Below are 25623 nucleotides of genomic sequence, written 5' to 3'. Positions count from 1 at the left end.
CCCCGCACCCGCGTGGTGCGTTTCCACGATCATGCAGTGCGGGGCGGTCTGCCGTCGATGGTATGCGGCTCGTTGTCGGTGGGGGGCCGTAGGGTCGGCGGCATGGGAACGAGCATCGAGAAGATTCCGCAGGCCCGGCCGAGCGGGCTCCGGGCCGTGTCAGCCGAACGGCCCACGGCGCTGTCGCCCTCGCGGGCGGGCGATTTCATGCGGTGCCCGTTGCTCTACCGCTTTCGGGTGATCGACAAGTTGCCGGAGCGTCCGAGTGCCGCGGCGACGCGGGGCACGGTGGTGCACGCGGTGCTGGAGCGGTTGTTCGACGCGCCGGCCGGGGAGCGTACGGCCGAGGGTGCGCGGGCCATGGTGCCGGGTGAGTGGGAGAAGCTGCTCGCGAGGCGGCCGGAGCTGGCGGAGCTGTTCGAGGACGATCCGGGGGGTGAGCGGCTGGCCGGGTGGCTGGGTGACGCGGAGCGGCTGGTGGACCGGTGGTTCACGTTGGAGGATCCGACGCGGCTGGAGCCTGCCGACCGGGAGCTGTATGTGGAGACGGTCCTGGATTCGGGGCTGGCGCTGCGGGGCTTCATCGACCGGGTCGATGTCGCGCCGGGCGGGGAGGTGCGGCTCGTGGATTACAAGACGGGCAAGGCGCCGGCTCCGCAGTTCCGGTCGGAGCCGCTGTTTCAGATGACGTTCTACGCGCTGGTGATGTGGCGGCTGCGGGGTTCGGTGCCGCGTCGGCTCCAGTTGGTCTATCTGGGCAGTGGGGATGTGCTGACGTACGACCCGAGCGAGGCGGATCTGCTGGCGGTCGAGCGGAAGCTGCTCGCCTTGTGGGAGGCGATCGTGCTGGCGACGGAGACGGGTGATTGGCGGCCGCGGCGGAGCAAGTTGTGCGGTTGGTGTGATCACCAGGCCGTGTGTCCGGAGTTCGGGGGGACGCCGCCGCCTTATCCGCTGCCGGTGGTCGGTGCCGGGGAGGGCGGGCCGCAGGCCGGTCCGCTGCCGGTGGTCGGTGCCGGGGAGGGCGGGCCGCAGGCCGGTCCGCTGCCGGTGGGCGGCGCCGGGGAGGGCGGTGCGGAGGCCGGGTCAGTGGCTTCGGGGCAGGCGCCGCAAGGCAGAATGGGGCAGATCTAGCGAAGGAGAGAGTCCCTGTGGCTATCCGCGTCCTGCTGGTCGACGACCAGCCGCTGCTGCGCACCGGTTTCCGGATGATCTTGGAGGCCGAGCAGGATCTCGCGGTCGTCGGCGAGGCCGGCGACGGTCTCCAGGCGCTCGATCAGGTGCGGGCGCTGCAGCCCGATGTGGTGCTGATGGATATCCGGATGCCTCGGATGGACGGTGTGGAGGCGACCCGGCAGATCACGGGTCCGGGCCGGGACGGTCCGGCGAAGGTGCTGGTGCTGACCACGTTCGATCTCGATGAGTACGTGGTGGAGGCGCTGCGCGCGGGGGCGAGCGGCTTTCTGCTGAAGGACGCGCCGGCCGACGAGCTCGTGCAGGCGATCCGGGTGGTGGCGGGCGGCGAGGCGATGCTGGCGCCGAGCATCACGCGGCGGCTGCTGGACAAGTACGCCGGTCATCTGCCGTCCGGTGAGGAGAAGGTCCCGGACACGCTGGACACGCTGACCGAGCGCGAGGTGGAGGTGCTCAAGCTGGTGGCGCGCGGTCTGTCGAACGCGGAGATCGCCGCGGATCTGTTCGTGAGCGAGACGACGGTCAAGACGCATGTGGGGCATGTGCTGACCAAGCTGGGGCTGCGGGACCGGGTGCAGGCGGCGGTCTACGCGTACGAGAGCGGGCTGGTGCGCCCCGGTTCGCAGTAGGCGGGGCAGCGGGGTCGAGAAGAGGCCGGCGGCCCGCTTCCTTCGGGAAGCGGGCCGTCGGCCTTCGTCGTGTGGCGGCTCGGGGGTCAGACGCCGCGGCCGAGTTCCCAGGGCTGGATCTGCGAGGAGGAGTTGAGCGCCCACTCCACGCCGGTGATGTTCTCGCGGGCGGCCACGTACTGCTTGCCCTGCCACAGCGGGAGGATCGGCACGTCGTCGGCGACGATGTCCTGGGCCTGCTGGAAGATCGTGGCGGCCTCGTCGCGCCGTGCTTCCTGCCGGGTCTGCGGGATGAGCTTGTCGGTGATCTTCTTGTTCCGGTAGGGGGACTTGAGGAAGTTGCCCTCACCGAAGAACGGGGCGATGAAGTTGTCGGGGTCCGGGAAGTCGGGGAACCAGCCCATGCCGTAGACGGCGTACTCGCCGTTGATGCTCTCGGGGCGGAACTTGGACCATTCGACGCCCTTGATCTTCACGTCGAAGAGCTTGCTGCCGTTGAGCTGGTCCTGGAGGTTCTTGAACTCCTTGGCGGTCGCCTCACCGTAGTGGTCCGTGGTGTACGTGAGGGTGACGTGCACCGGGGAGGTGATGTTCGCGTTCTGGAGGATGGTGCGCGCCTTGTCGGTGCTGGGCTCGCCGTACGTGTTGGAGAAGGAGTTCTGGTGGCTGGTGATGCCGCTGGGGACCAGGGAGTACAGCGGCTTGGTCGTACGGCCGTAGTCGTCGCGGCTGAGCGCGTCCCGGTCGATGATCTGCGCCATGGCCTGGCGGACGGCCTTGTTCTTCACCGACGGGTCGTTGGTGTTGAAGGCCAGGAAGCTGATCTCCTGCCCCGGCGACTCGACGATGTTGATGTCCTTGGAGGCGGAGGCGCGCAGCCGGGTGATCTGCTCGGGCGCCATGGAGCGGTTCATGACGTCGATGTCGCCGGACTTGAGGGCCTTCTCCATCGCGCTGGAGCTCGCGAAGAAGCGCATTTCGGCCTTGCTGTTCTGGAGCTTCAGGCCGCCCTTGTACTGCGGGTTCTTCGAGAAGACGACCTTGTTGACCTTGCCGTCCGTGGCGTCGGCCTTCAGCGTGTACGGGCCGGAGCCGACGATGTCGTAGCCGTCGCGGACCTTCTTGGGGTCGTAGACCTCGCTGTCGACGATGCCGCCGGCGGGCGTGGAGATCTTCTGCGCGAAGGTCGCGTCGGGGGTCTTGAGGTGGAAGACGACCTCTTGGTCGTTGGGCGTCTCCACCCGGTCGACGTTGTCGAACAGCGAGGCGGGGCCGTTCTTGAAGTTGATGTTCCGGACGCGGTCGATGGAGAACTTCACGTCCTTGGCGGTGAGGTCGTGGCCGTTGGAGAATTTCAGGCCCTCGCGCATCGTGCAGCGGAACTGCTCGCTCTTGCGGTCGGTGAACCCGCACTTCTCGGCGGCGTCCGGGACCGGGGTGGTGCCGGAGCGCGGCAGTCGCAGCAGCGTCTGGAAGGTGCTGCGCAGCACGGTGAGGCCGGCGATGTCGTAGACCTCGGCCGGGTCGAAGGGCGCGGGGGTGTCCTTCGACAGCTCGAACCGGTCCGTGCTGCCGATGACGATGGCCCCGCCATCCTTGCCGGCGCCGTCGGACCCGCCACAGGCGACGAGCACAGGGGCCAACAGGCCCACCACGGTCGGCAGCACCAGCGTCTTGCGGTTCATTGTCGGGGCTCTCCCTGCGATCGATCCCGGGACCATACCGACGTCGGGTGCGCTGGCCACAGGGTCAGTGGTGAAGTTCTCGCGAAGACATTAGTGCGCGCGGCCAGCAACTTTGGAACGCGGCCGAGTTGAGGTGATATCACGCCCCGATAACGGGCCGCCATTCACCGATATCCGGACGCCGGAACGATTCGTACGCGAGATCATCAATCGGGACACAAGGGTGCGTCAGGACGGGTCCGCGGGGGTGTCGCGGCGATCATCGACCCCCTTGTCGACGCCGCCGCCCGTGATAAACCTCACTCCCCCGAAGAGGTTGCGGCGTCCTGCAATTCGGACGCCGTATTCGCCACGCGGGTCACGCAAAATAAGCACGCCTGCGCCGAGCGTTCCCCGGCGCATTACGCGTCCCACGCTCAGTGCACACTCAGTGCATTGCTGTAATCAGCGACCGCAGATAAGTCAGGTCGACTTCCTCCAGCGAGCCGACGACGCTGCGCCCGGCCGCCGCGGGGATCGGCGCGATCGACGGCACCGCCACGACCCGGCAGCCGGCCGCCTCCGCCGCCGCCACGCCCGTGGCGGTGTCCTCCACCACGGCGCACCGCGCGGGGTCCGCCCCGAGCCGGGCCGCGGCCAGCAGGTACGGGTCCGGGTGCGGCTTCGTGCGCTTCAGCTCGTCGCCGGCGACCGTCAGGGTGAAGTTCTCCGGCCCGAGGGTGCCGAGCACCCGGTCGATGATCTGCCGGTGCGAGGCGGAGACCAGCGCGGTCGGCACCCGGTGGGCGGCCAGCTCGGTCAGCAGCCGGCGCGCGCCGGGCATCAGCGGCACCCCGCCGGTGATCGTCTCGGCGAACCGGGCGTTGAGCAGCACGCTCAGCTCGGCGAGGGCGATGCGGGCGCCGGTGGCCTGGATCAGATAGGCGGCGCTGCGCGTCATCGGGCCGCCGACGACGACCTCGCGGTACTCGTCGAGGAGCGTGTGCCCGAGCTCCGCGAAGACCGCGACTTCCACGTCCCACCAGAAGCCCTCGGTGTCGACCAGGGTGCCGTCCATGTCGAGCAGCACGGCCTGCAGGGCGGAGTCTTCGGCCGTACGGGTGTCGACGGCGGGGATGCTGCTGGTCATCCGCACACACCTCACAGAAGGGACGCGAAGGCCGGCCGCCGTCCCCGGAGGGAAGACGACCGGCCTTTACCGGACCGACAAGTGTACGTCGGGCGCCCGCGGCGCGCGGTGGATCGTCCCGGCGGGCGGTTACCGGCCGCCGCCGGGAGCGGTCAGCGTGCGTTGAAGTACTTCGCCTGGGGGTGGTGGATGACGATGGCGTCCGTGGACTGCTCGGGGTGGAGCTGGAACTCCTCCGAGAGCTGGACGCCGATCCGCTCGGGCTCCAGGAGCGCGGCGATCTTCGCCCGGTCCTCCAGGTCGGGGCAGGCGCCGTAGCCCAGCGAGAAGCGCGCGCCGCGGTACTTGAGCGCGAACATGTCCTCGACCTCGGCGGGGTCCTCGCCGGCGAAGCCGAGCTCGGCCCGTACCCGCGCGTGCCAGTACTCGGCGAGGGCCTCGGCCAGCTGTACGGACAGGCCGTGCAGCTCCAGGTAGTCGCGGTAGGAGTCGGAGCCGAACAGCTCGGCGGTGGCCTCGCCGATCTTCGAGCCGACGGTGACGACCTGGAAGCCGACCACGTCCGTCTCGCCCGACTCCTGCGGCCGGAAGAAGTCCGCCAGGCAGAGGCGGCGGCCGCGGCGCTGGCGCGGGAAGGTGAAGCGGGTGCGCTCGGAGCCGTCCTCGTGCAGCACGATCAGGTCGTCGCCCTTGGAGACGCACGGGAAGTAGCCGTAGACCACGGCGGCTTCCAGGAGGTTGTCCGTGTGGAGCTTGTCGAGCCAGCCGCGCAGCCGGGGCCGGCCCTCGCTCTCGACCAGCTCCTCGTAGCTGGGCCCGTCGCCCGTACGGGCCTGCTTGAGGCCCCACTGGCCCTTGAACAGGGCGCCCTCGTCCAGCCAGGACGCGTAATCCTTGAGGCCGATGCCCTTGATCACCCGGGTGCCCCAGAAGGGCGGGGCGGGGACGGGGTTGTCGGTCGCGGTGTCGGAGCGTACGGGCCCCTCGTCCGTCTCCTCGGCCTCCGGGAGGGGCGTCTCGCGCTGCGGGACGCGGCGCTGCTTGAGTTCGGGGAGGGTGGCGCCGGGGACGCCGCGCTTGACGGCGATGAGGGCGTCCATCAGCCGCAGCCCTTCGAAGGCGTCGCGGGCGTAGCGGACCTCTCCCTCGTAGATCTCGTGCAGGTCCTGTTCCACGTAGGCGCGGGTGAGCGCGGCGCCGCCGAGGATGACGGGGAAGTCGGCGGCCATGTTGCGCTGGTTGAGCTCCTCCAGGTTCTCCTTCATGATCACCGTGGATTTGACCAGGAGCCCGGACATGCCGATGACGTCGGCCCGGTGCTCCTCGGCGGCCTCCAGGATCGCGGAGACGGGCTGTTTGATGCCGAGGTTGACGACGTTGTAGCCGTTGTTGGACAGGATGATGTCGACGAGGTTCTTGCCGATGTCGTGGACGTCGCCGCGGACGGTGGCCAGCACGATGGTGCCCTTGCCCTCGTCGTCGGACTTCTCCATGTGCGGTTCGAGGTGGGCGACGGCCGTCTTCATGACCTCGGCGGACTGGAGGACGAACGGCAGCTGCATCTGGCCGGAGCCGAACAGCTCGCCGACGACCTTCATGCCGGCCAGCAGCGTGTCGTTGACGATCTCCAGCGCGGGGCGGTCGGCGAGCGCCTCGTCGAGGTCGGCGGCGAGCCCGTTCTTCTCGCCGTCGATGATGCGGCGCTGGAGCCGCTCGTCCAGCGGCAGCGCGAGCAGTTCCTCGGCCTTGCCGGCCTTCATCGACTTCGTGTCGACGCCCTCGAAGAGCTCCAGGAACCGCTGGAGGGGGTCGTAGGCGGGCGTGTCGCCGTCGGCGGGGCGCCGCCGGTCGTAGATCAGGTCGAGGGCCACCTGGCGCTGCTCGTCCTCCAGCCGGGCGATCGGCAGGATCTTCGAGGCGTGCACGATCGCCGAGTCCAGGCCGGCCTTGACGCACTCGTCGAGGAAGACGGAGTTGAGCACCATCCGGGCGGCCGGGTTGAGGCCGAAGGAGATGTTGGACAGGCCGAGCGTGGTCTGCACGTCGGGGTGGCGGCGCTTGAGCTCGCGGATCGCCTCGATGGTGGCGATGCCGTCCTTGCGGGACTCCTCCTGGCCGGTGCAGATCGTGAAGGTCAGGCAGTCGATGAGGATGTCCGGCTCCAGGATGCCCCAGTTGCCGGTGAGGTCCGCGATGAGCCGTTCCGCGACGGCGACCTTCTCCTCGGGGGTGCGCGCCTGGCCCTTTTCGTCGATGGTCAGCGCGATGAGGGCGGCGCCGTGCTCGGCCGCCAGCGTGGTGATGCGGGCGAACCGCGACTCGGGCCCGTCGCCGTCCTCGTAGTTGACGGAGTTGATGACGGCCCGGCCGCCGAGCTTCTCCAGCCCGGCCTGGAGCACCGCGGGCTCGGTGGAGTCCAGCACGATGGGGAGGGTGGAGGCGGTGGCGAAGCGGCCGGCGATCTCCGACATGTCGGCGACGCCGTCCCGGCCCACGTAGTCCACGCAGAGGTCGAGCAGGTGCGCGCCCTCGCGGATCTGGTCGCGGGCCATCTCCACGCAGTCGTCCCAGCGCTCGGCCAGCATGGCCTCGCGGAACTTCTTGGAGCCGTTGGCGTTGGTGCGCTCGCCGATCGCGAGGTAGGCGGTGTCCTGGCGGAACGGCACGGTCTGGTAGAGGGAGGCCGCGCCCGGTTCGGGGCGGGGGCTGCGGACGGTGGGCTCCATGCCGCGGACCCGCTCGACGACCTGCCGCAGGTGCTCGGGGGTGGTGCCGCAGCAGCCGCCGACCAGCGACAGCCCGTACTCGCGGACGAAGGTCTCGTGCGCGTCGGCCAGCTCGCCGGGCGAGAGCGGGTAGTGCGCGCCGTCCTTGCCGAGCACCGGGAGGCCGGCGTTGGGCATGGCGGAGACGCGGGTGCGGGCGTGCCGGGAGAGGTAGCGCAGGTGCTCGCTCATCTCGGCGGGACCGGTGGCGCAGTTCAGGCCGATCATGTCGATGCCGAGGGGCTCCAGGGCGGTGAGGGCCGCGCCGATCTCCGAGCCGAGCAGCATGGTGCCGGTGGTCTCGACGGTCACCTGGACGAGCAGCGGCAGGTCGGCGCCGGTGGCCGCGAGCGCCCGGCGGGCGCCGATCACCGAGGACTTGGTCTGGAGCAGGTCCTGGGTGGTCTCCACCAGGATGGCGTCCGCGCCGCCCGCGATCAGGCCCTCGACGTTGCGCTGGTAGGCGTCGCGCAGCGCCGGGTACGGGGCGTGGCCGAGCGTCGGCAGCTTGGTGCCGGGGCCGACCGAGCCGAGCACCCAGCGGGGGCGGCCGTCGGCGGCGGCGAACTCGTCGGCGACCTCGCGGGCGATGCGCGCGCCGGCCTCGGAGAGCTCGTGGATGCGCTCGGGGATGTCGTACTCGCCGAGGGCGGCGAGGTTGGCGCCGAAGGTGTTGGTCTCGACGCAGTCCACGCCGACGGCGAAGTACTCCTGGTGCACCGAACGGACGATGTCCGGGCGGGTGATGTTCAGGATCTCGTTGCAGCCCTCGAGGTTCTGGAAGTCCTCCAGACTCGGGTCCTGCGCCTGGAGCATCGTGCCCATCGCCCCGTCCGCCACCACCACGCGCGAGGCGAGAGCCTCACGGAGTTCGGCTGCTCGGGCTGCGCTTGCGGAAGATGGCGATTTCACGGCCATGGAACTGCTCCCAGGGTTGCGACGGCTGTCGGCTTTGCGCCTTCCGGTGGACGGCGCACCCGGCCAGGGTAGCGGGCAGCACAAGGGGCGGTACGTGCGTCCCACCACGCGGACGCCCCCGGGGCGGGCGGCTCCATGGCGGCGCGAAGATGGGCGGCGGGGCTTCGACGGGTACCGCTGGGTCGGCATCGACCGATAGTGTTCAGCATTGTCGAACGGCATGTGAGGGAGGTTGCGCGGTGGCTCGGACCATCCAGTCGCTGGAACGGGCAGCGGCGATGCTGCGGCTGCTGGCCGGCGGCGAGCGGCGCCTCGGACTGTCCGACGTGGCGTCCTCGCTGGGGCTCGCGAAGGGCACCGCCCACGGCATTCTGCGCACCCTCCAGCAGGAGGGCTTCGTCGAGCAGGACCCGGCCTCGGGCCGCTATCAGCTCGGCGCGGAGCTGCTGCGGCTGGGCAACAGCTTCCTCGACGTGCACGAGCTGCGCGCCCGCGCCCTGGTGTGGGCGGACGATCTGGCGCGCTCCAGCGGCGAGAGCGTGTATCTGGGCGTGCTGCACCAGCAGGGCGTGCTGGTCATCCACCACGTCTTCCGGCCGGACGACAGCCGCCAGGTGCTGGAGGTGGGGGCGATGCAGCCGCTGCACAGCACGGCGCTGGGCAAGGTGGTCTCCGCGTACGACCCGGTGGCGCACAGCGAGGCGATCGAGGCCGAGCGCGAGGCGTTCACGTCGCGGACCGTCACCGGCCTCGCCGACTTCGAGGGCGTGCTGGACCTCACCCGCGCCCGCGGCTGGGCCTCGGACGTGGAGGAGACCTGGGAGGGCGTCGCCTCGGTGGCCGCCCCCATCCACGACCGGCGGCGGACGCCGGTGGGCGCGGTCGGGATCACCGGGGCGGTGGAGCGGGTCTGCGAGGGCGGCGAGCTGCGCGCGCAGCTGGTCGCGGCCGTGCGGGACTGCGCCCGCGCCGTCTCGCGCGACCTCGGCGCGGGCCGTTTCTGACGCTTGTGTGCGGTTCCTGACGCTTTACGACACCCCGCGTCTCACTCGTTCGACCGAAAAGTTACCCCCGCATGGCCGGGAGTTTTCGGTCACATGACTCTTGACGGGCACTTAGCAGTGGACAAAACTGCCGTTCGTCGGTCGGCATTGTCGAACACCTAACGACAATATTCGCTATGGTGGACATTGCCGCGGGCCGACCCACCGCCCTCACCGAGGGCGCGGACCACCGGAGGGACCCGGGGTACGGCGTTTCTCGGTGTCCATCTGGACGAAGGACAAAGGAGTCACTGGTGTCCAGCTCCGATATCTTCACTGGCGAGACCATCGGCACCGCCGTACTGGTTCTGCTCGGCGGCGGCGTCTGCGCCGCTGTCACCCTCAAGCGCTCGAAGGCTTTCGAAGCCGGCTGGGTCGCGATCGCCTTCGGGTGGGGCTTCGCCGTTCTGACCGGCGCGTACATCGCCCAGCGGTCCGGCGCCCACCTCAACCCGGCCGTCACGGTCGGCCTGGCCATCGAGGGCACGACCAAGTGGAGCGACGTACCGCTCTACTTCGGCTCCCAGATTCTCGGCGCCATGATCGGCGCGGTGCTGATGTGGATCACCTACTACGGCCACTTCAAGGTCCACCTGACGGACCCCGAGGTCCTGGCCCAGCACTCCGGCCAGGAGGGCATGGTCGACAAGTCGTCCTCCCCCAAGGCCGGCCCGGTGCTCGGGATCTTCTCCACCGGCCCCGAGGTCCGCAACGTCGTACAGAACCTCGCCACCGAGATCATCGCCACTACCGTGCTCGTCCTCGCGATCCTCACCCAGGGCCTCACCAAGGGCCTGGGCGTCTCCGGAACCGGCGTGCTCATGACGGCGCTCGTCGTGACCAGCATCGGCCTCTCGCTGGGCGGTCCGACCGGCTACGCCATCAACCCGGTACGTGACCTCGGTCCCCGCATCGTGCACGCTTTGCTGCCGCTGCCCAACAAGGGCGGCTCCGATTGGGGCTACGCCTGGATCCCCGTCGTCGGCCCGCTGCTCGGCGGCGCCCTCGCCGGCGGCATCTACCAGCTCGCCTTCGCCTGAGCCCCCGCCGAGACCACAGAACTTCCAGGAGCACACCGTGACCGACGCACACACCACCGGCCCGTTCATCGCCGCGATCGACCAGGGCACCACCTCCAGCCGCTGCATCGTCTTCGACCGGGACGGCCGCATCGTGGCCGTCGAGCAGAAGGAACACGAGCAGATCTTCCCGAAGCCGGGCTGGGTGGAGCACGACGCCGCCGAGATCTGGGAGAACGTCCAGTACGTGGTGGCCGGCGCCATCGAGAAGGCGGGCATCACCGCCTCCGACGTCAAGGCCATCGGCATCACCAACCAGCGCGAGACCACGCTGCTGTGGGACAAGGCCACCGGCGAGCCCGTGCACAACGCCATCGTCTGGCAGGACACCCGCACCGACGCGCTCTGCAAGGAGCTCGGCCGCAACGTCGGCCAGGACCGCTTCCGCCGGGAGACCGGCCTCCCGCTGGCCAGCTACTTCGCCGGCCCCAAGATCCGCTGGATGCTCGACAACGTCGAGGGCCTGCGCGAGCGCGCCGAGCGCGGCGAGATCCTCTTCGGCACCATGGACTCCTGGGTCATCTGGAACCTCACCGGCGGCGCCGACGGCGGCGTGCACGTCACCGACGTCACCAACGCCTCCCGCACCATGCTGATGAACCTGCGCGGCCTGGAGTGGGACCCGAAGATCCTCGCCTCCATGCAGATCCCGGCCGAGGTGCTGCCCAAGATCCGCTCCTCCGCCGAGGTGTACGGCACCGCCAAGGGCGGCGCGCTCGACGGCGTGCCGGTGGCCTCCGCGCTCGGCGACCAGCAGGCGGCCCTGTTCGGCCAGACCTGCTTCTCCGAGGGCGAGGCCAAGTCCACCTACGGCACCGGCACCTTCATGCTGATGAACACCGGCCAGGAGCCCGTCAACTCCTACAACGGGCTGCTGACCACCGTCGGCTACCGCATCGGCACCGAGAAGCCGGTCTACGCCCTCGAGGGCTCGATCGCCGTCACCGGCTCCCTGGTGCAGTGGATGCGCGACCAGATGGGCCTGATCAAGAGCGCGGCCGAGATCGAGACGCTCGCCAGCTCGGTCGACGACAACGGCGGCGCGTACTTCGTGCCCGCCTTCTCCGGCCTCTTCGCCCCCTACTGGCGCTCCGACGCACGCGGCGTCATCGCGGGCCTGACCCGCTATGTCACCAAGGCGCACATCGCCCGCGCCGTGCTCGAGGCCACCGCCTGGCAGACCCGCGAGATCACCGACGCCATGACCAAGGACTCCGGCGTCGAGCTGACCTCGCTCAAGGTCGACGGCGGCATGACCTCCAACAACCTGCTGATGCAGACCCTCTCGGACTTCCTGGACGCCCCCGTGGTGCGCCCGATGGTCGCCGAGACCACCTGCCTCGGCGCGGCCTACGCCGCCGGCCTGGCCGTCGGCTTCTGGCCGGACACCGCCGCCCTGCGCGCCAACTGGCGCCGGGCCGCCGAGTGGACCCCCCGGATGGACGCGGCCACGCGTGACCGCGAGTACAAGAACTGGCTCAAGGCCGTCGAGCGGACCATGGGCTGGATCGAGGACGAGGAGTAATCAACATGAGCACCCTGCAGAGCGTCCCGGCCCTCGGGACGCACCCGGCTGCCGGTTCGAACCCGAGCCGCGCCGAGACCCGGGAACAGCTGAACAAGGCTACGTACGACCTCCTGGTGATCGGCGGCGGCATTCTGGGCATCACCGTTGCCTGGCACGCCGCGCAGTCCGGACTGCGGGTGGCCATGGTGGACGCCGGCGACTTCGCCGGCGCCACCTCCTCCGCCTCCTCCAAGCTGCTCCACGGCGGCCTGCGCTACCTCCAGACCGGCGCCGTCAAGCTCGTCGCCGAGAACCACTTCGAGCGCCGCGCCGTCTCCCACGACGTCGCCCCGCACCTGTCCAACCCGCTCACCTTCTACCTGCCGGTCTACAAGGGCGGCCCGCACGGCGCGGCCAAGCTCGGCGCGGGCGTCTTCGCGTACTCCGCGCTGTCCGCCTTCCGCGACGGCGTCGGCCACGTCATCAGCGCCGACAAGGCCGCGCGCGACGTGCCGGAGCTGCGGACCGACAACCTCAAGGCGGTCGCGGTCTACGGCGACGGCCAGATGAACGACGCCCGCATGGCGCTGATGACCGTACGGGCCGCGGTCGAGGCCGGCGCGACCGTCCTGAACCACGCCGAGGTCACCGGCCTGCGCTTCACGCACGGCAAGGTCACCGGCGCGGAGCTCAAGGACGGCGTGGACGGGACCGAGTTCGGCGTCGACGCCCGCCTGGTGCTCAACGCCACCGGCCCCTGGGTGGACCACCTCCGCGCGATGGAGGACAAGAACGCGGCCCCCAGCATCCGCCTCTCCAAGGGCGCGCACCTCGTCCTCAAGCGCACCTCCCCCTGGAACGCGGCGCTGGCGACCCCGATCGACAAGTACCGCATCACCTTCGCCCTCCCCTGGGAGGACATGCTCCTGCTCGGCACCACCGACGAGGAGTACGAGGGCGACCCGCGGGACGTCGCCGTCAACGACAAGGACATATCGCAGATCCTGGACGAGGCCGCGTTCTCCGTCCGGGACCAGCAGCTCTCCCGCGACCTGATCACGTACTCCTTCGCGGGTCTGCGGGTGCTGCCGGGCGGCCCCGGCGACACCTCCAAGGCCAAGCGCGAGACGGTCGTCACCGAGGGCAGCGGCGGCATGCTGTCGGTCGCCGGCGGCAAGTGGACCACCTTCCGGCACATCGGCCGCACCGTGATGAACAAGCTCGCGCAGCTTCCGGGCCACCCGCTCGGCAGCGACATGGAGCCCGTCTCCCAGCTGCCCAAGCACATGCCGCTGCCCGGCATCGCCAACCCGGACGCGGTCACCCACCGGCTGCTGGTCGACGGCGGCGCGAACGGCGTCCGGATGGCCCCGGAGACCGCGCGCCACCTGGCGACGCACTACGGCTCGCTGTCCTTCGAGATCGCCCGCATGGCGAACGAGAACCCGGAGCTGGCCGAGCGCATCCACCCCGACGCCCCCGAGATCTGGGCGCAGGCCGTCTACGCCCGCGACCACGAGTGGGCCGAGACCGAGGACGACGTGCTGCGCCGCCGCACGACCCTGACGATCCGCGGCCTGGCCACGGACGACGTCCGCGCCAAGGTCAAGGACCTGCTGGGCAAGAAGGGCTGACACGCCGCCAGTCGTTGAGGGGAGGGCCGTCCGGTACGGGCGGCCCTCCCCTTCCGCGTACGGTGCGCGCCTGTTCGGGCGGCCCTCCCCCGCCGCGTACGGATGCGCCTACGATCCGGGCATGGACGTGTACGCATCTCTGGTCGACGCGGTCGGCGGCACCCCCCTGGTCCGGCTCAACCGCGTGACCGGCGCCCTGACCGCCCCCGTCTTCGCGAAACTCGAATACGTCAACCCGGGCGGCAGCGTGAAGGACCGCGCCGCCGTGGCGATGGTCGACGCCGCCGAGGAGGCCGGGCTGCTGCGCCCCGGCGGCACCGTCGTCGAGGGCACCTCCGGCAACACCGGGGCGGGGCTGGCCATGGTCGCCGCCCAGCGCGGCTACCGGTGCGTCTTCGCGATCCCCGACAAGAGCAGCGCCGAGAAGATCGCGCTGCTGCGCGCGTACGGCGCCGAGGTCGTCGTCTGCCCCAGCGGGGTGCCGCGCGAGCACCCGGACCATGTGCACGAGACGGCCGCGCGCATCGCCGCCGAGACCCCCGGCGCCTGGCACGCCGACCAGTACGACAACCCGGCCAACCCGCTGGCCCACTACCGGAGTACGGGCCCGGAGATCTGGCGGCAGACCGAGGGGCGCGTCACGCACCTGGTGGCCGGGGTGGGCACCGGCGGCACGATCACCGGGACCGGCGAGTACCTGAAGGATGCCAGCGACGGCCGGGTCACGGTCGTCGGCGCGGACCCGGAAGCGTCCGTGTACTCGGGCGGCGACGGACGCCCGTACTTCGTGGAGAGCATCGGCCACTTCGTACACCCCGAGACGGTGGAGGACCTGTGGCCGTCCTCCTACCACCCGCCGGTCGTCGACCGGTTCGAGACGATCCCGGACCGGGAGTCGCTGCTGACGGCGCGCCGGCTGGCGCGCGAGGAGGGGCTGCTGGCCGGCGGTTCGGCGGGGACCGCGGTGGCCGCCGCGCTGCGGGTCGCGGCGGGGCTCGGGCCCGAGGACCTCGTGGTGGTGCTGCTGCCGGACTCGGGCCGCAACTACCTCTCCAAGGTGCACGACGACGGCTGGCTGCGGCGCTGGGGGTTCCTGGACGCGGACGGCCCGCTGCCCTCGGTGGGCGACGCGAAGATCGCGGCCGTGGGTCCGCACGTACGCCCCACCGACACCGTCGGGCAGGCGCTCGCCGCGGCGCGGGACGTGGCGGGCCCGGTGCTGGTGACCACGGTCGCGCTCCGCCCGGACCGGCCCGTGATGGCGCCCGAGGTGATCGGCGCGGTCTCCGCGGAGCGGCTGAGCGCGGCGGTCGCGTCGGGGGCGGCGCGCGGGGACGACCCGGTGGCGTCCCACGCGGCGCCGGCGCTGCCGCTGGTGGGCCGCGGCGAGTCGGCGGCGGCGGCGCTGGCCGCTCTGGAGGAGCAGGGCGCGGAGGCCGCGGTGGTGCTGCTCGACGGCCGGGTGCACGGTCTCGTCGGCCGGTCCGCGCTGCGTACGGCGGTGGGGTGAGGGCCGTCGGCGCGGACGGGGCGGTTTTCGGCCACGGCAGCCGCCCGGCCGGCCCCGGCCGCCGGCTCCGCCGGAGCGCGGCCGGGGTGTGAACCGGGGGAACGGAAAGCACGTCAGGTCCATAATGGGGCCAGACATCGGATGTATTGACGCGGCACCGAGGCAGTGCCGGGGTGGTACGGGAGCGGCGCCGCGTCGATTCCGAGCGGGTCCGACGCGGGGAGGGTCAAGATGGCGGTCACCGACGAGGCGATCGAGAAGATCAAGGGGATGATCGTCTCCGGGGCGCTGCGGCCGGGCGACCGGCTGCCCAAGGAGAGCGAGCTCGCGGCGGAGCTGGGCCTGTCGCGCAATTCGCTGCGCGAGGCCGTACGGGCGCTGTCGCTGATCCGCATCCTGGACGTGCGCCAGGGCGACGGCACGTACGTCACGAGCCTCGATCCGCAGCTGCTGCTGGAGGCGCTGAGCTTCGTCGTCGACTTCCACCGGGACGACACGGTGCTGGAGTTCCTGCAGGTGCGCCGCATCCTGGAGCCGGCGGCCACGGCGATGGCCTGCGGGCGCATCGGCGACGCCGCCCTGGACGCGCTCAGCGCCCAATTGGAGGAGCTGGGGCCCGAGCCCTCGGTGGAGCAGCTGGTCGCCTGCGACCTGGAGTTCCACCGAGGCATCGTGCAGGCCTCCGGCAACTCGGTGCTGTGCTCGCTGCTGGACGGGCTGTCCGGGCCGACCACGCGCGCGCGGGTGTGGCGCGGCCTGACCCAGGAGGACGCGGTGAGCCGCACGCTGCACGAGCACCGGGCGATCGTGGGCGCGCTACGGGACCGCGACGCGGAGGCGGCCCGGTCCTGGGCGACGGTGCACATCGCGAGCGTGGAGCAGTGGCTGCGCTCGACGCTCTGACGGCGGCTCGGCGGCCGGGCGGCGGTTTGGCGGCAGAGCGGCGGCGGAGCGCCGGACGTCCGGCAGCCGGATCCGGACGTCGGACGTTTCGGGCGCCGTGCCGCCCAGGAACACGACTGCTGTGGCCCGAGTGAAGTTGGCCGGGAGAGGGCCGGAGACACCTCGGATGAATGGGTACTCGTCCGTGCACAGGGGCTGCGGCGAGGGGCCCCGGAAGCCGTAGGCTTGGGGCGCACGCATTGGAACTGCACACCGGTGGCGGCACGAGCCGTCCGCCCCGGTCGGAAGGAGGCGCTGGGTGATCGAGCTTGAGGGGGTTCCCGAGCTGATCGACCCGGTCATGATCTGTGCCTTCGAAGGGTGGAACGACGCCGGCGACGCCGCCTCCTCCGCGGTCGGGCACCTGGACCGGGAGTGGAAGGGCGAGGTCTTCGCGGCGCTCGACGCCGAGGACTACTACGACTTCCAGGTCAACCGGCCCACCGTGTGGCTGGACGGCGGGGTCCGCAAGGTCACCTGGCCGACGACACGGCTCTCCGTGGTCCGCACCGGCGGCGCGAAGCCGCGCGACCTCGTGCTGGTGCGCGGCATCGAGCCGAGCATGCGCTGGCGCTCGTACTGCAACGAGATCCTGGGCTTCGCGCACGAGCTGGGCGTCGAGATGGTGGTGGTGCTGGGCGCGCTGCTCGGCGACACCCCGCACACCCGGCCGGTGCCGGTCAGCGGCGTGACCTCCGACGCCGACCTGGCGCGCACGATGGATCTGGAGGAGACCCGGTACGAGGGTCCGACCGGCATCGTGGGCATCCTCCAGGAAGCGTGCGCGCACGCGGGCGTGCCGGCCGTGAGCCTGTGGGCGGCGGTGCCGCACTACGTGTCGCAGCCGCCGAATCCGAAGGCCGCCCTGGCCCTGCTCAACCGCCTCGAAGACCTCATCGACCTGCGCGTGCCCCTCGGCGAGCTGGCGGAGGACGCGCGCGCCTGGCAGTTGGGCGTGGACCAGCTGGCGGCGGAGGACAGCGAGGTCGCGGAGTACGTGCAGTCGCTGGAGGAGGCGCGCGACACGGCCGAGCTGCCGGAGGCGTCCGGCGAGGCCATCGCCCGCGAGTTCGAGCGCTATCTGCGGCGGCGCGACGGCCAGCCGGGGCCGGGACAGCCGGGCGGGCACGCGACGGAGGGCGGGGTCGCGGACGGCCGCGACGGATCGTATCTCCGTGACACGTCCAGCGGCCGTACGCGCCCGAGGAAGCCGACGGCGAAGGACGAGCCGCCGGGGCTCCGTCCGGGCCCCGGCCGCGACCCGGACCGTGATGCCAAGGGCGCCGCGGACGATGCCGAGGGCGGCAAGGACAGGGAAGACGGGAACGACGGGGACGAGAAGAAGGACGGCGAGGAGTAGCGGGCCCGCCGGGTACTCAGGCAAGTGAAAAGGGGCGCTTCCCTCGACGGGAAGCGCCCCTGCCTGTATCCGTTCCCGTCAGAGCGCCACGCCGAGCAGCGCGTCGACGGCGCGGGAGACGACGCCGGGCGCGCCCTCCTCGGCGCCGCCGCCGGCGGCCTGCGCGGCGGCCCAGCGGTCGACGGCCGCGAGCGCGGCCGGCGCGTCGAGGTCGTCCGCGAGCGCCTCGCGGATCTCCTCGACGAGCGCGTCGGCGGACGGCCCGTCGGGGCGCGAGACGGCGGCGCGCCAGCGGCCGAGCCGCTCCACGGCCTCGGCCAGGACGCCGTCCGTCCACTCCCAGTCCGCGCGGTAGTGGTGGGCGAGGAGCGCGAGCCGGATGGCGACGGGGTCCACGCCGTCCCGGCGCAGCTGGGAGACGAAGACGAGGTTGCCCTTGGACTTGGACATCTTCTCGCCGTCCAGGCCGACCATGCCGGCGTGCACATACGCCTTGGCGAAGGGGTATTCGCCGGTCAGCGCCTGGGCGTGGGAGGCGCCCATCTCGTGGTGCGGGAAGGCGAGGTCGGAGCCGCCGCCCTGGACGTCGAAGCCCATGCCGAGGTGGTCGAGGGCGATGGCCACACACTCGATGTGCCAGCCGGGGCGGCCCTGGCCGAGCGAGGCGCCGTCCCAGCTGGGTTCGCCCTCGCGGGCGGCCATCCACAGCATCGGGTCGAGCGGGTTCTTCTTGCCGGGCCGCTCGGGGTCGCCGCCGCGCTCTGCGGAGAGCAGCCGCATGGCCTCGGCGTCGAGCCCGGAGACCCCGCCGAAGTGCGGGTCCGACTCCACGGAGAAGTAGGTGTCGCCGTCGAGTTCGTAGGCGGCGCCGATGTCGCGCAGCCGCTCGACGAGGGGGACGATGCCGGGTATGGATTCGACGGCGCCGACGTAGTGCTGGGGCGGGAGCATGCGCAGCGCGGTCATGTCCTCGCGGAACAGGGCCGTCTCGCGTTCGGCGAGGGCCGTCCAGTCCTGCCCGTCGCGTACGGCCCGCTCCAGCAGCGGGTCGTCGACGTCGGTGACGTTCTGGACGTACTGAACCTGCCGCTTGGTGTCGAGCCACACGCGCTGCACGAGGTCGAACGCGTTGTAGGTCGCCGCGTGCCCCATATGGGTGGCGTCATAGGGCGTGATGCCGCAGACGTAGATACGGGCGACGGGACCGGGGGCGAGGGTGACGCGGCCGCCGGTCGCGGTGTCGTGGATTCGGAGGTCGCGGCCACTGCCAGGCAGGGCGGGCACCTCAGAAGCGGGCCAGGCATACATGCCTTGAGCGTAACCGGATGCAGTGTCCGTATACGAACCGGATACCGGTCGTTGGCTGGTTACGCGGTCTTGCGCGGACCCCGGCCGCGTGCTGGGTCAGACCGGCGGCCAGGGGATCGCGGGCCACTCCCCGCTGGGCACAGGGTGCCGCCCGGTCCGCAGAAGATCGGCGACGCGGCCCCTCAGGGCCCCGATCTCGGCGGTGGTGATCAGCTCGGCCAGACGGGCGACGAGCGGCCCGCCGTCGGCGAGGTCGGCCGAAAGCCGTCGCAGCGCCGCGACGGCGTCCGCCGGCAGCGGCTCGCCCGCCCAGCCCCACAGCAGGGTGCGCAGCTTGTCGTCCGCGTTGAAGGTCACTCCGTGGTCGATGGCGTAGAAGCGGCCGTCGGAGGCGGGCAGGAGGTGGCCGCCCTTGCGGTCGCCGTTGTTGATCACGGCGTCGAGCACGGCCAGCCTGCGCAGCCGTACGTCGTCCGCGTGCACCAGCAGCGCGGTGCGGCCCTCGCCGACCTCGGCGAAGCCGATGGCCTTCCAGCCGGGGCCGGGCTCCTCGGCCTCGATCAGCGCCAGCAGCCCGGCGGCGGCCCCGAGCCCGATGCCGTCCCCGTCCCCGTCCCCGTCGGAGCGCCCACCGTTCTCCGAGCCCTCCGCAGGGGCCCCCTCACCGTCGCCCTCGCCCTCACCGTCCGCCGACGGCTCGATCCATAGCTGGCACATGCCCTGCCCGTACGGACCGTCGCGCAGCACGGTCTGCGGGATCAGGCTCCAGCCCATGGCCTCGGACAGCTCGTACGCCGCCACCTCGCGCTGCGCGAGGGTGCCGTCGGGGAAGTCCCACAACGGGCGCTCCCCCGCCACCGGCTTGTACACGCACGCCGCGCTGTGGCCCTCGTACGCGACCGTGCAGTACAGCACCGCGTTGGACGCCTCCCGCACCCTCCCGTGCACCGTCAGCTCGCCGAGCGCCAGCAGCTCCGGCGGCGTCACGCCCCGCGGCGATATCCGTTCTGGCGCGGGCATACGTGTCCCTCCGGGTCGAGCGGCAGACTGCACAGCGGGCACGGCGGGCGGCCGGCGTTGACGAGTTCCAGGGCGCGCTTGGCGAATTCGCGGGCCATCAGCCCGGTGAGCCGTACGCGGAGCATCGGCGGGCCGTTCGCCTCGTCCTGGAGCAGCCGCTCCTCGGCCTCGGCGAGGTCCTCCTCGGAGTCGGCGTCGAGCTCGACGAGGGCCTGCGCCTCGACCACCATGCGCTGCTCCTCGCCGTCCCAGGCCAGGGCCATGGTGCCGACCCGGAACTCCTCCTCGACGGGGGTGTCCAGGGGCGCGGTGTCGGTGACCTCGGCGGGGGCGACGGCGGGCACGGGGGCGTTGCCGCCGGTGCGGCGCACCACCTCGTCGAGGAGTTCGTCGATGCGCTCGGCGAGCGCCTCGACCTGCGTCTTCTCCAGCGCGACGCTGGTCGTCCGGCCGGCCGCGGTGGCTTGCAGGAAGAAGGCACGGCGGCCAGGCAGCCCGACGGTGCCGGCGACGAAGCGGTCCGGCGGGTCGTAGAGGAACACCTGACGGGACAACGTCCTGCTCCATTTGTCGTCGACTGCGGATATACGGCGTTACGGGATATGCGAGCTATGCAAGATATACGGGATATACGGCTGTTCACGGCTCTGCGGCCGACGGGCGGGCGGTGCGGGCTGCGGTGGTGCTCGATCGCTCGGTGCTGCCCGCGGTGCCGGTCCGGCGGACGCACCGGTTCGGCGACCGAGCGGGCGGCGCCGCGCCACTACCCTACTGCGCCCGTCGATCACGGTGCTCCGGTGCCACCGCCGACCGCCGCGTCACCCGCCGTGCCGCCCTCGGCGGACGGCCCCTCGGGCGGTTGCAGGCCGCCGAGGTCGCCGGTGTCGCCGAGGCGCAGCAGGAACGGCCGCAGCCGGGTGTAGCGGATCGCGGTCACCGAGCAGGGGTCGACGGCGATCCGCTGGAACAGGTCGAGGTGCAGGCCGAGGGCGTCGGCGACGAGCGCCTTGACGATGTCGCCGTGCGTGCACATGGCGTAGACGGCGTCGGCGCCGTGCTCGTCCTCGATCCGCTGGTTCCACTGCCGGACCGCGTTGACCGCGCGGGCCTGCATCTCCCGTATGGACTCGCCGCCGGGGAAGGCGGCGGCGGACGGGTGCTGCTGGACGACGGTCATCAGGGGTTCGTCGAAGAGCTCGGCGAGTTTGCGTCCGGACCAGTCGCCGTAGTCGCACTCGCCGATCCGGTCGTCGGTGTGGAGCGGGAGCTCGGGCCGGGCGGCGAGCAGCGGGGCGAGAGTCTCCCGGCAGCGCTGGAGGGGGCTGGTGACGGCGGCGGCCAGCGGCAGCCCCGCCAGCCGGGCGGGCAGCTCGGCCGCCTGCGCCGCGCCGCGCTCGTCGAGGGCGATGCCGGGGGTCCAGCCCGCGAGGACTCCCCCGGTGTTGGCGGTGGACCGGCCGTGCCGGACAAGGATCAACGTGGGCATGGCGCCACCCTACGACTCGCCTTTGCCCGTGCCTGGTGTACATCGCAGTGGGGGGCGGAAGAATGCTCTCCGTGATCGTGGACTGTGCCATTTACCGCGACGGGCGCCGTACCGACGGCCCCGCCGACTTCTCCGAAGCGCTGGACGAGGCGCGCGCCGAGGGGCATTCCTTCCTGTGGATCGGGCTGCACGAGCCGACCGAGAGCGAATTCGCGCTCGTGACCGCGGAATTCGGGCTGCACCCGCTGGCCGTGGAGGACGCGCTGGCCGCACACCAGCGGCCCAAGCTGGAGGTCTACGACGACTCGCTGTTCCTGGTGCTCAAGCCGGTCGAGTACGACGAGGACGCCGATACGGTCGCCACGGGCGAGCTGATGGTCTTCGTCGGCGACTCCTTCGTGGTGACGGTGCGCCACGGCCGGGGCAATCCGCTCACCCAGGTGCGGCACCGGCTGGAGGCGGACCCCGAGGTGCTCCAGCACGGTCCTACGGCGGTGATGTACGCGGTGAGCGACGCGGTCGTCGACACCTATATCGACGTGGCGGCGGAACTTCAGGTGGACCTGGAGGAGTTGGAGGCCGAGGTGTTCGCCCCGGCCGGCGGCGACACCAAGCGCATGGCCGGCCGGATCTACGCCTTCAAGCGGCAGGTCGTGGAGTTCCGCCGGGCCACCGGCCCGCTCGCGGAGCCGATGTCCCGGCTGGCGAGCGCCGGGCTGCCGTACGTACGGTCCGCCTCGCAGCCCTTCTTCCGCGACGTCAGCGACCATCTGACGCGCGCGAACGACTATGTGGAGGGACTGGACCGGCTGCTGTCCGACATCCTCTCCGCGCATCTCGCGCAGACGGGGGTGCGGCAGAACGACGACATGCGGAAGATCTCGGCGTGGGCGGCGATGGCCGCGGTCCCGACGATGGTCGCAGGGATATACGGCATGAACTTCGAGCACATGCCGGAGCTCCAGTATCCGTGGAGCTATCCGGCGGTGATCCTGCTGATGGCGGGCCTGGTCTTCTGGCTGCACCGCATGTTCAAGCACCGGGGCTGGCTGTAGGAACGGCCGCCGGAGGCAGCGGCGCGTACGGACGAAGCGGCGCGGGAGCGCGTACGGGCATGGGGCGCGTACGGGCGCGGGGCCGGGCCCTCAGGCCAGTCCGACGGTGCGGGGCGCGGGGCCGCCGAGGGCGTCGCGGCGCTCGGGCATCCGCAGGCTGACCATGCGCCGCCAGCCGCCGGCCCGCTCGTACCCGTGCATGGCGCGGATCCCGGCGGCGAGCACGGCGGCCTTGGGGCGCGGCCAGCCCAGGATCCGCCCGATCCGGTCCATCACGGCGAGGGAGACGTCCCGGTAGACGGCGATCTCGGCGAGGGCGCTGTGGCGCAGGGCTGCCTGGATCCGCCGGCCGTGCCCGAGGGCCGCGAGGCGGAGCAGTTCCTCGTGGCAGTAGGCGAGGTGGTTCTCCTCGTCGCGGCAGATGACCCGGACCGCCCGGCCGATCTGCGGGTGCTCGCCGAAGTGCCCGGTCAGCATGGCCATCTGGTCGGCGGCGCGCTGTTCGGTGACGCGGCTGTGCGTGAGGTAGGTGATGATGTCCCGCTCGGTGAGCGGTTCGGCGGCGCGCAGCCGGTCGTGGGCGAGGCCGATGCCACGGCGTTCGAGGAGCATGGTGTAGTCGGTGCTCGGCGGGATCTCGACCGGTTCCAGGCCGCGGTTGCGCAGCAGGGCGAGGAAGATGCGGCCGTGCTTGTCCTCGTCCGCGCCGTGCCGGGCGATCTTCGGCGCGAGGTCGCGCAGGCCGTCCGGGACGAGGGCCGCGATCCGGCCGTTCTCCCAGCCGCCCTGGCTCTCGCCGCCGGCCGCGATGGAGCAGAACAGCTGAAACGAATCGTCGCTGTCGAGAATCTCCTGGAACAGGCCCTTGGCCGAAAGCATCGCCACCACCTCCGAGCACGGCATTCGCCAAGGGAGAGTCAAGCGCCGGGAGGCGGAAGGGGCAACAGGAGGTCCGGCCGAATGGCGGAGGCCGGAGCGGCCCCGGCGCGTAACCGCCGGGGCGGTCGGGGCGTTGTGCTCGGTGACGGCCGTGGCGGGGAAGACCCCCGAGCCCCCACCACGGCCGTGGACTTCCCCCCGGCACTCCCCGCCTGTGCGCGTCAGGCGAGCCCGGCCCGCTCCAGGGCGTCGACGCCGGCCCGCAGCCCCGCGATCCGCTCGTCGAGCGTGAAGCCGGCGGGGGCCAGCGACAGGGTGGTGACCCCGGCCTCGGCGTACGCCTGCATGCGCTCGGCGATGCGCTCCACGGGGCCGAGCAGGGCGGTGGAGTCGATCAGCTCGCGCGGGACCGCGGCGGCGGCGCCGTCCTTGTCCCCGGCGAGGTACCTCTCCTGGATCTCGGCGGCCTCCTTGCCGTACCCCATGCGCTGCGCGAGCTTGTTGTAGAAGTTCTGCTTGGCGCTGCCCATGCCGCCGACGTAGAGGGCGGTGTACGGGCGGAAGAGGTCGGCGAGCGCGCTCACGTCGTCGCCGACGGCCATGGGGACGGTGGGGACGAGATCGAAGCCGTCGAGGTCCTTGCCGGCCTTGGCGCGGCCGGCGCGGAGCGCGCCGAGCGTGGTCTCCTCCGCGTGTTCGGGCGAGAAGAAGACGAGCAGCGCGCCGTCGGCGATCTCGCCGGTCTGCTCCAGGTTCTTCGGGCCGATGGCGGCGATGTAGAGCGGGATGTGCTCGCGCACCGGGTGCACGGTGAGCTTGATCGGCTTGCCGGGGCCGCCGGGGAGGGGCAGCGTCCAGTGCTCGCCGTCGTGGCTGAGCCGCTCGCGGGACATGGCCTTGCGGATGATCTCGACGTATTCGCGGGTGCGGGCGAGCGGCTTGTCGAACTTGACGCCGTACCAGCCCTCGGAGACCTGCGGGCCGGAGACGCCGAGGCCGAGCCGGAACCGGCCGCCGGAGAGCGAGTCGAGGGTGGCGGCGGTCATCGCCGTCATCGAGGGGGTACGGGCGGGGATCTGGAAGATGGCGGAGCCGACGTCGATCCGCTCGGTCTGCGCGGCCACCCAGGAGAGCACGGTGGCGGCGTCCGATCCGTACGCCTCGGCGGCCCAGCAGACCGCATAGCCGAGGCGGTCCGCCTCGCGGGCGACCGCGAGGTTGTCCGCGTCCATCCCGGCTCCCCAGTAGCCGAGGTTGATGCCAAGCCGCATACCGCTCCCCTTACTCATCAGTAACGTCCCTGTAGCGGGGACTCTAGCGCGCGTACCTCGGATACGTCAGTGTCGAGTTATCCACAGGCGGCCACCGAAAGTGCCCTGCCCACTAATCTGAGCGCTCATGGAGCAAAGGCATCTCGGCCGCACGGGGCTGCGCGTATCCCGGATCGGGCTCGGCACCCTCACCTGGGGCCGGGACACCGGCGAGCACGACGCCGCGGATCAGCTCAAGGCGTTCTGGGAGGCGGGCGGCACCCTGGTCGACACCGCCGATGTGTACGCGGACGGCGGCGCGGAGTATCTGCTGGGGCAGCTGATGGAGGGGCTGGTGCCGCGCCGCGACCTGGTCATCGCGACGAAGGCGGGCAGCGTCCCCGATCCGGACCGGCGCTTCGACGGCTCGCGCGGGCATCTGCTCTCCGCCCTCGACGCGTCGCTGGAGCGGCTGGGGACCGACCATGTCGATCTTTGGCAGGTGCACGCCTTCGATCCGGCGACGCCGCTGGACGAGACGCTGCAAGCGCTGGACATCGCGGTCGGCAGCGGGCGGGCGCGGTACGCGGGGGTGTCCAACTTCTCCGGCTGGCAGCTGGCCAAGGCCGCCACGTGGCAGCTGGGGGCGCCCGGCGTGCGTACCCGGCTGGCCAGTACGCAGATGGAGTACTCCCTGCTCCAGCGCGGCATCGAGCGCGAGGTGCTGCCCGCGGCGCTGGACCTGGGGGTGGGCCTGCTGCCGTCGTCGCCGCTGGGCCGCGGCGTGCTCACCGGCAAGTACCGGCATGCCACACCGGCGGACTCGCGCGGCGCGTCCGAGGCGCTGGCCCCGTTCGTCGCCCCCTACCTGGACGAGGCGGCCGGCCACATCGTCGACGCCGTGGCCACCGCCGCGGACGGCCTCGCCACCACCTCCCTCCAGGTCGCCCTGGCCTGGGTCCGCGACCGCCCCGGCGTCGTCGCCCCCCTCGTCGGAGCGCGCAACGCGAAGCAGCTCAGAGCCGCGTTGTCAGTGGAGGCCCTTACGCTTCCTGACGAGATCTGCCGGGCGCTCGACGACGTGTCAGCGCCCGTGCACCGCTACCCCGACCAGGACTGGAGCACCCTGTGAACACGGACCGCCTCTCCCCCGAGGCCAATTCGGCAGGGACCGATCCTGCTACGCCCGCGTCTGCGTCCGCGTCCGCGCCGGCGGATGGGGAGCGGGGG

20 protein-coding genes are annotated in these 25623 nt (G+C 71.6%); 11 read left to right on the top strand and 9 right to left on the bottom strand.

The features are described from left to right. The first annotated feature begins 102 nt into the window (after nt 1–102). Both AB0I49_RS18920 and AB0I49_RS18915 read left to right on the top strand, forming a co-directional pair. The gene (locus tag AB0I49_RS18920) at nt 103–1134 is read left to right on the top strand and encodes a PD-(D/E)XK nuclease family protein (RefSeq protein WP_363228099.1); all 1032 of its coding nucleotides are present in this window, start codon (nt 103–105) and stop codon (nt 1132–1134) included. 17 nt (nt 1135–1151) lie between these two features. Then, nucleotides 1152–1823 (top strand): response regulator transcription factor, encoded by a 672-nt coding sequence (locus tag AB0I49_RS18915; RefSeq protein ID WP_030879167.1) that lies wholly within the window; start codon nt 1152–1154, stop codon nt 1821–1823. Nucleotides 1824–1909: 86 nt separating this feature from the next. Here the strand turns inward: AB0I49_RS18915 and AB0I49_RS18910 are convergent, their stop codons facing one another. The 3 genes from AB0I49_RS18910 to metH all read right to left on the bottom strand — a co-directional run bounded on the left by AB0I49_RS18910 (nt 1910) and on the right by metH (nt 8320). Further along, nucleotides 1910–3508, bottom strand: coding sequence for an ABC transporter substrate-binding protein (locus tag AB0I49_RS18910; RefSeq protein ID WP_363228098.1), 1599 nt, complete (start codon nt 3506–3508; stop codon nt 1910–1912). 427 nt (nt 3509–3935) lie between these two features. Then, complete coding sequence (locus AB0I49_RS18905; RefSeq protein ID WP_363228096.1) at nt 3936–4637, bottom strand: HAD family phosphatase; 702 nt, start codon at nt 4635–4637, stop codon at nt 3936–3938. A gap of 152 nt (nt 4638–4789) precedes the next feature. Beyond that, on the bottom strand, nt 4790–8320 hold the full coding sequence (metH, locus tag AB0I49_RS18900; RefSeq protein ID WP_363228094.1) for a methionine synthase: 3531 nt from the start codon (nt 8318–8320) through the stop codon (nt 4790–4792). A 239-nt stretch (nt 8321–8559) separates the two neighbouring features. Between metH and AB0I49_RS18895 the strand changes: the two genes are divergently transcribed. The 7 genes from AB0I49_RS18895 to AB0I49_RS18865 all read left to right on the top strand — a co-directional run bounded on the left by AB0I49_RS18895 (nt 8560) and on the right by AB0I49_RS18865 (nt 17395). Further along, nucleotides 8560–9324, top strand: a complete 765-nt coding sequence (locus AB0I49_RS18895) for an IclR family transcriptional regulator (RefSeq protein WP_363228093.1) — start codon at nt 8560–8562, stop codon at nt 9322–9324. A 293-nt stretch (nt 9325–9617) separates the two neighbouring features. Next, complete coding sequence (locus tag AB0I49_RS18890; protein WP_363228092.1) at nt 9618–10403, top strand: MIP/aquaporin family protein; 786 nt, start codon at nt 9618–9620, stop codon at nt 10401–10403. Nucleotides 10404–10440: 37 nt separating this feature from the next. Continuing rightward, a complete protein-coding gene (gene glpK, locus AB0I49_RS18885) occupies nt 10441–11967 on the top strand; it encodes a glycerol kinase GlpK (protein WP_363228090.1) in 1527 nt (508 codons plus the stop codon). A gap of 5 nt (nt 11968–11972) precedes the next feature. Further along, nucleotides 11973–13583: a glycerol-3-phosphate dehydrogenase/oxidase gene (locus AB0I49_RS18880; RefSeq protein WP_363228088.1), complete on the top strand. Its 1611-nt coding sequence runs from the start codon at nt 11973–11975 to the stop codon at nt 13581–13583. A 121-nt stretch (nt 13584–13704) separates the two neighbouring features. Further along, nucleotides 13705–15093 (top strand): pyridoxal-phosphate dependent enzyme, encoded by a 1389-nt coding sequence (locus tag AB0I49_RS18875; protein ID WP_363228087.1) that lies wholly within the window; start codon nt 13705–13707, stop codon nt 15091–15093. Nucleotides 15094–15324: 231 nt separating this feature from the next. Beyond that, nucleotides 15325–15996: a FadR/GntR family transcriptional regulator gene (locus AB0I49_RS18870; RefSeq protein ID WP_363228085.1), complete on the top strand. Its 672-nt coding sequence runs from the start codon at nt 15325–15327 to the stop codon at nt 15994–15996. Between the two features lie 298 nt (nt 15997–16294). Next, nucleotides 16295–17395, top strand: a complete 1101-nt coding sequence (locus AB0I49_RS18865) for a PAC2 family protein (protein WP_363228084.1) — start codon at nt 16295–16297, stop codon at nt 17393–17395. 78 nt (nt 17396–17473) lie between these two features. Here AB0I49_RS18865 and mshC read toward each other — a convergent pair whose 3' ends face one another. The 4 genes from mshC to AB0I49_RS18845 all read right to left on the bottom strand — a co-directional run bounded on the left by mshC (nt 17474) and on the right by AB0I49_RS18845 (nt 21209). Continuing rightward, nucleotides 17474–18703: a cysteine--1-D-myo-inosityl 2-amino-2-deoxy-alpha-D-glucopyranoside ligase gene (gene mshC, locus AB0I49_RS18860; RefSeq protein WP_363228083.1), complete on the bottom strand. Its 1230-nt coding sequence runs from the start codon at nt 18701–18703 to the stop codon at nt 17474–17476. A 96-nt stretch (nt 18704–18799) separates the two neighbouring features. After that, nucleotides 18800–19723, bottom strand: a complete 924-nt coding sequence (locus AB0I49_RS18855; protein WP_363228081.1) for an SCO1664 family protein — start codon at nt 19721–19723, stop codon at nt 18800–18802. Further along, nucleotides 19687–20277: a DUF3090 domain-containing protein gene (locus AB0I49_RS18850; RefSeq protein WP_363228080.1), complete on the bottom strand. Its 591-nt coding sequence runs from the start codon at nt 20275–20277 to the stop codon at nt 19687–19689. The genes AB0I49_RS18855 and AB0I49_RS18850 overlap by 37 nt, the downstream gene beginning before the upstream one ends. 230 nt (nt 20278–20507) lie before the next feature. After that, nucleotides 20508–21209: a histidine phosphatase family protein gene (locus AB0I49_RS18845; RefSeq protein WP_363228079.1), complete on the bottom strand. Its 702-nt coding sequence runs from the start codon at nt 21207–21209 to the stop codon at nt 20508–20510. Between the two features lie 62 nt (nt 21210–21271). Between AB0I49_RS18845 and AB0I49_RS18840 the strand changes: the two genes are divergently transcribed. Further along, nucleotides 21272–22264, top strand: coding sequence for a magnesium and cobalt transport protein CorA (locus tag AB0I49_RS18840; protein WP_363228078.1), 993 nt, complete (start codon nt 21272–21274; stop codon nt 22262–22264). A 90-nt stretch (nt 22265–22354) separates the two neighbouring features. Here the strand turns inward: AB0I49_RS18840 and AB0I49_RS18835 are convergent, their stop codons facing one another. After that, nucleotides 22355–23143, bottom strand: a complete 789-nt coding sequence (locus AB0I49_RS18835; RefSeq protein ID WP_363228077.1) for a ferritin-like domain-containing protein — start codon at nt 23141–23143, stop codon at nt 22355–22357. Between the two features lie 221 nt (nt 23144–23364). Continuing rightward, entirely contained in the window at nt 23365–24414 is a 1050-nt protein-coding gene (locus tag AB0I49_RS18830; protein ID WP_363228075.1) for an LLM class F420-dependent oxidoreductase, read from the bottom strand. 127 nt (nt 24415–24541) lie between these two features. On the opposite strand from AB0I49_RS18830, the gene AB0I49_RS18825 reads away from it, so the two are divergent. Continuing rightward, entirely contained in the window at nt 24542–25525 is a 984-nt protein-coding gene (locus tag AB0I49_RS18825) for an aldo/keto reductase (RefSeq protein ID WP_363228074.1), read from the top strand. Nucleotides 25526–25623: the final 98 nt, after the last annotated feature.

Origin of the sequence: Streptomyces sp. NPDC050617 (assembly GCF_040654795.1) — a bacterium.
In the GTDB taxonomy this organism is placed as follows: domain Bacteria; phylum Actinomycetota; class Actinomycetes; order Streptomycetales; family Streptomycetaceae; genus Streptomyces.
Note: the sequence above shows the minus strand (reverse complement) of the source record. Positions and strands in the feature narration are given on the sequence as shown.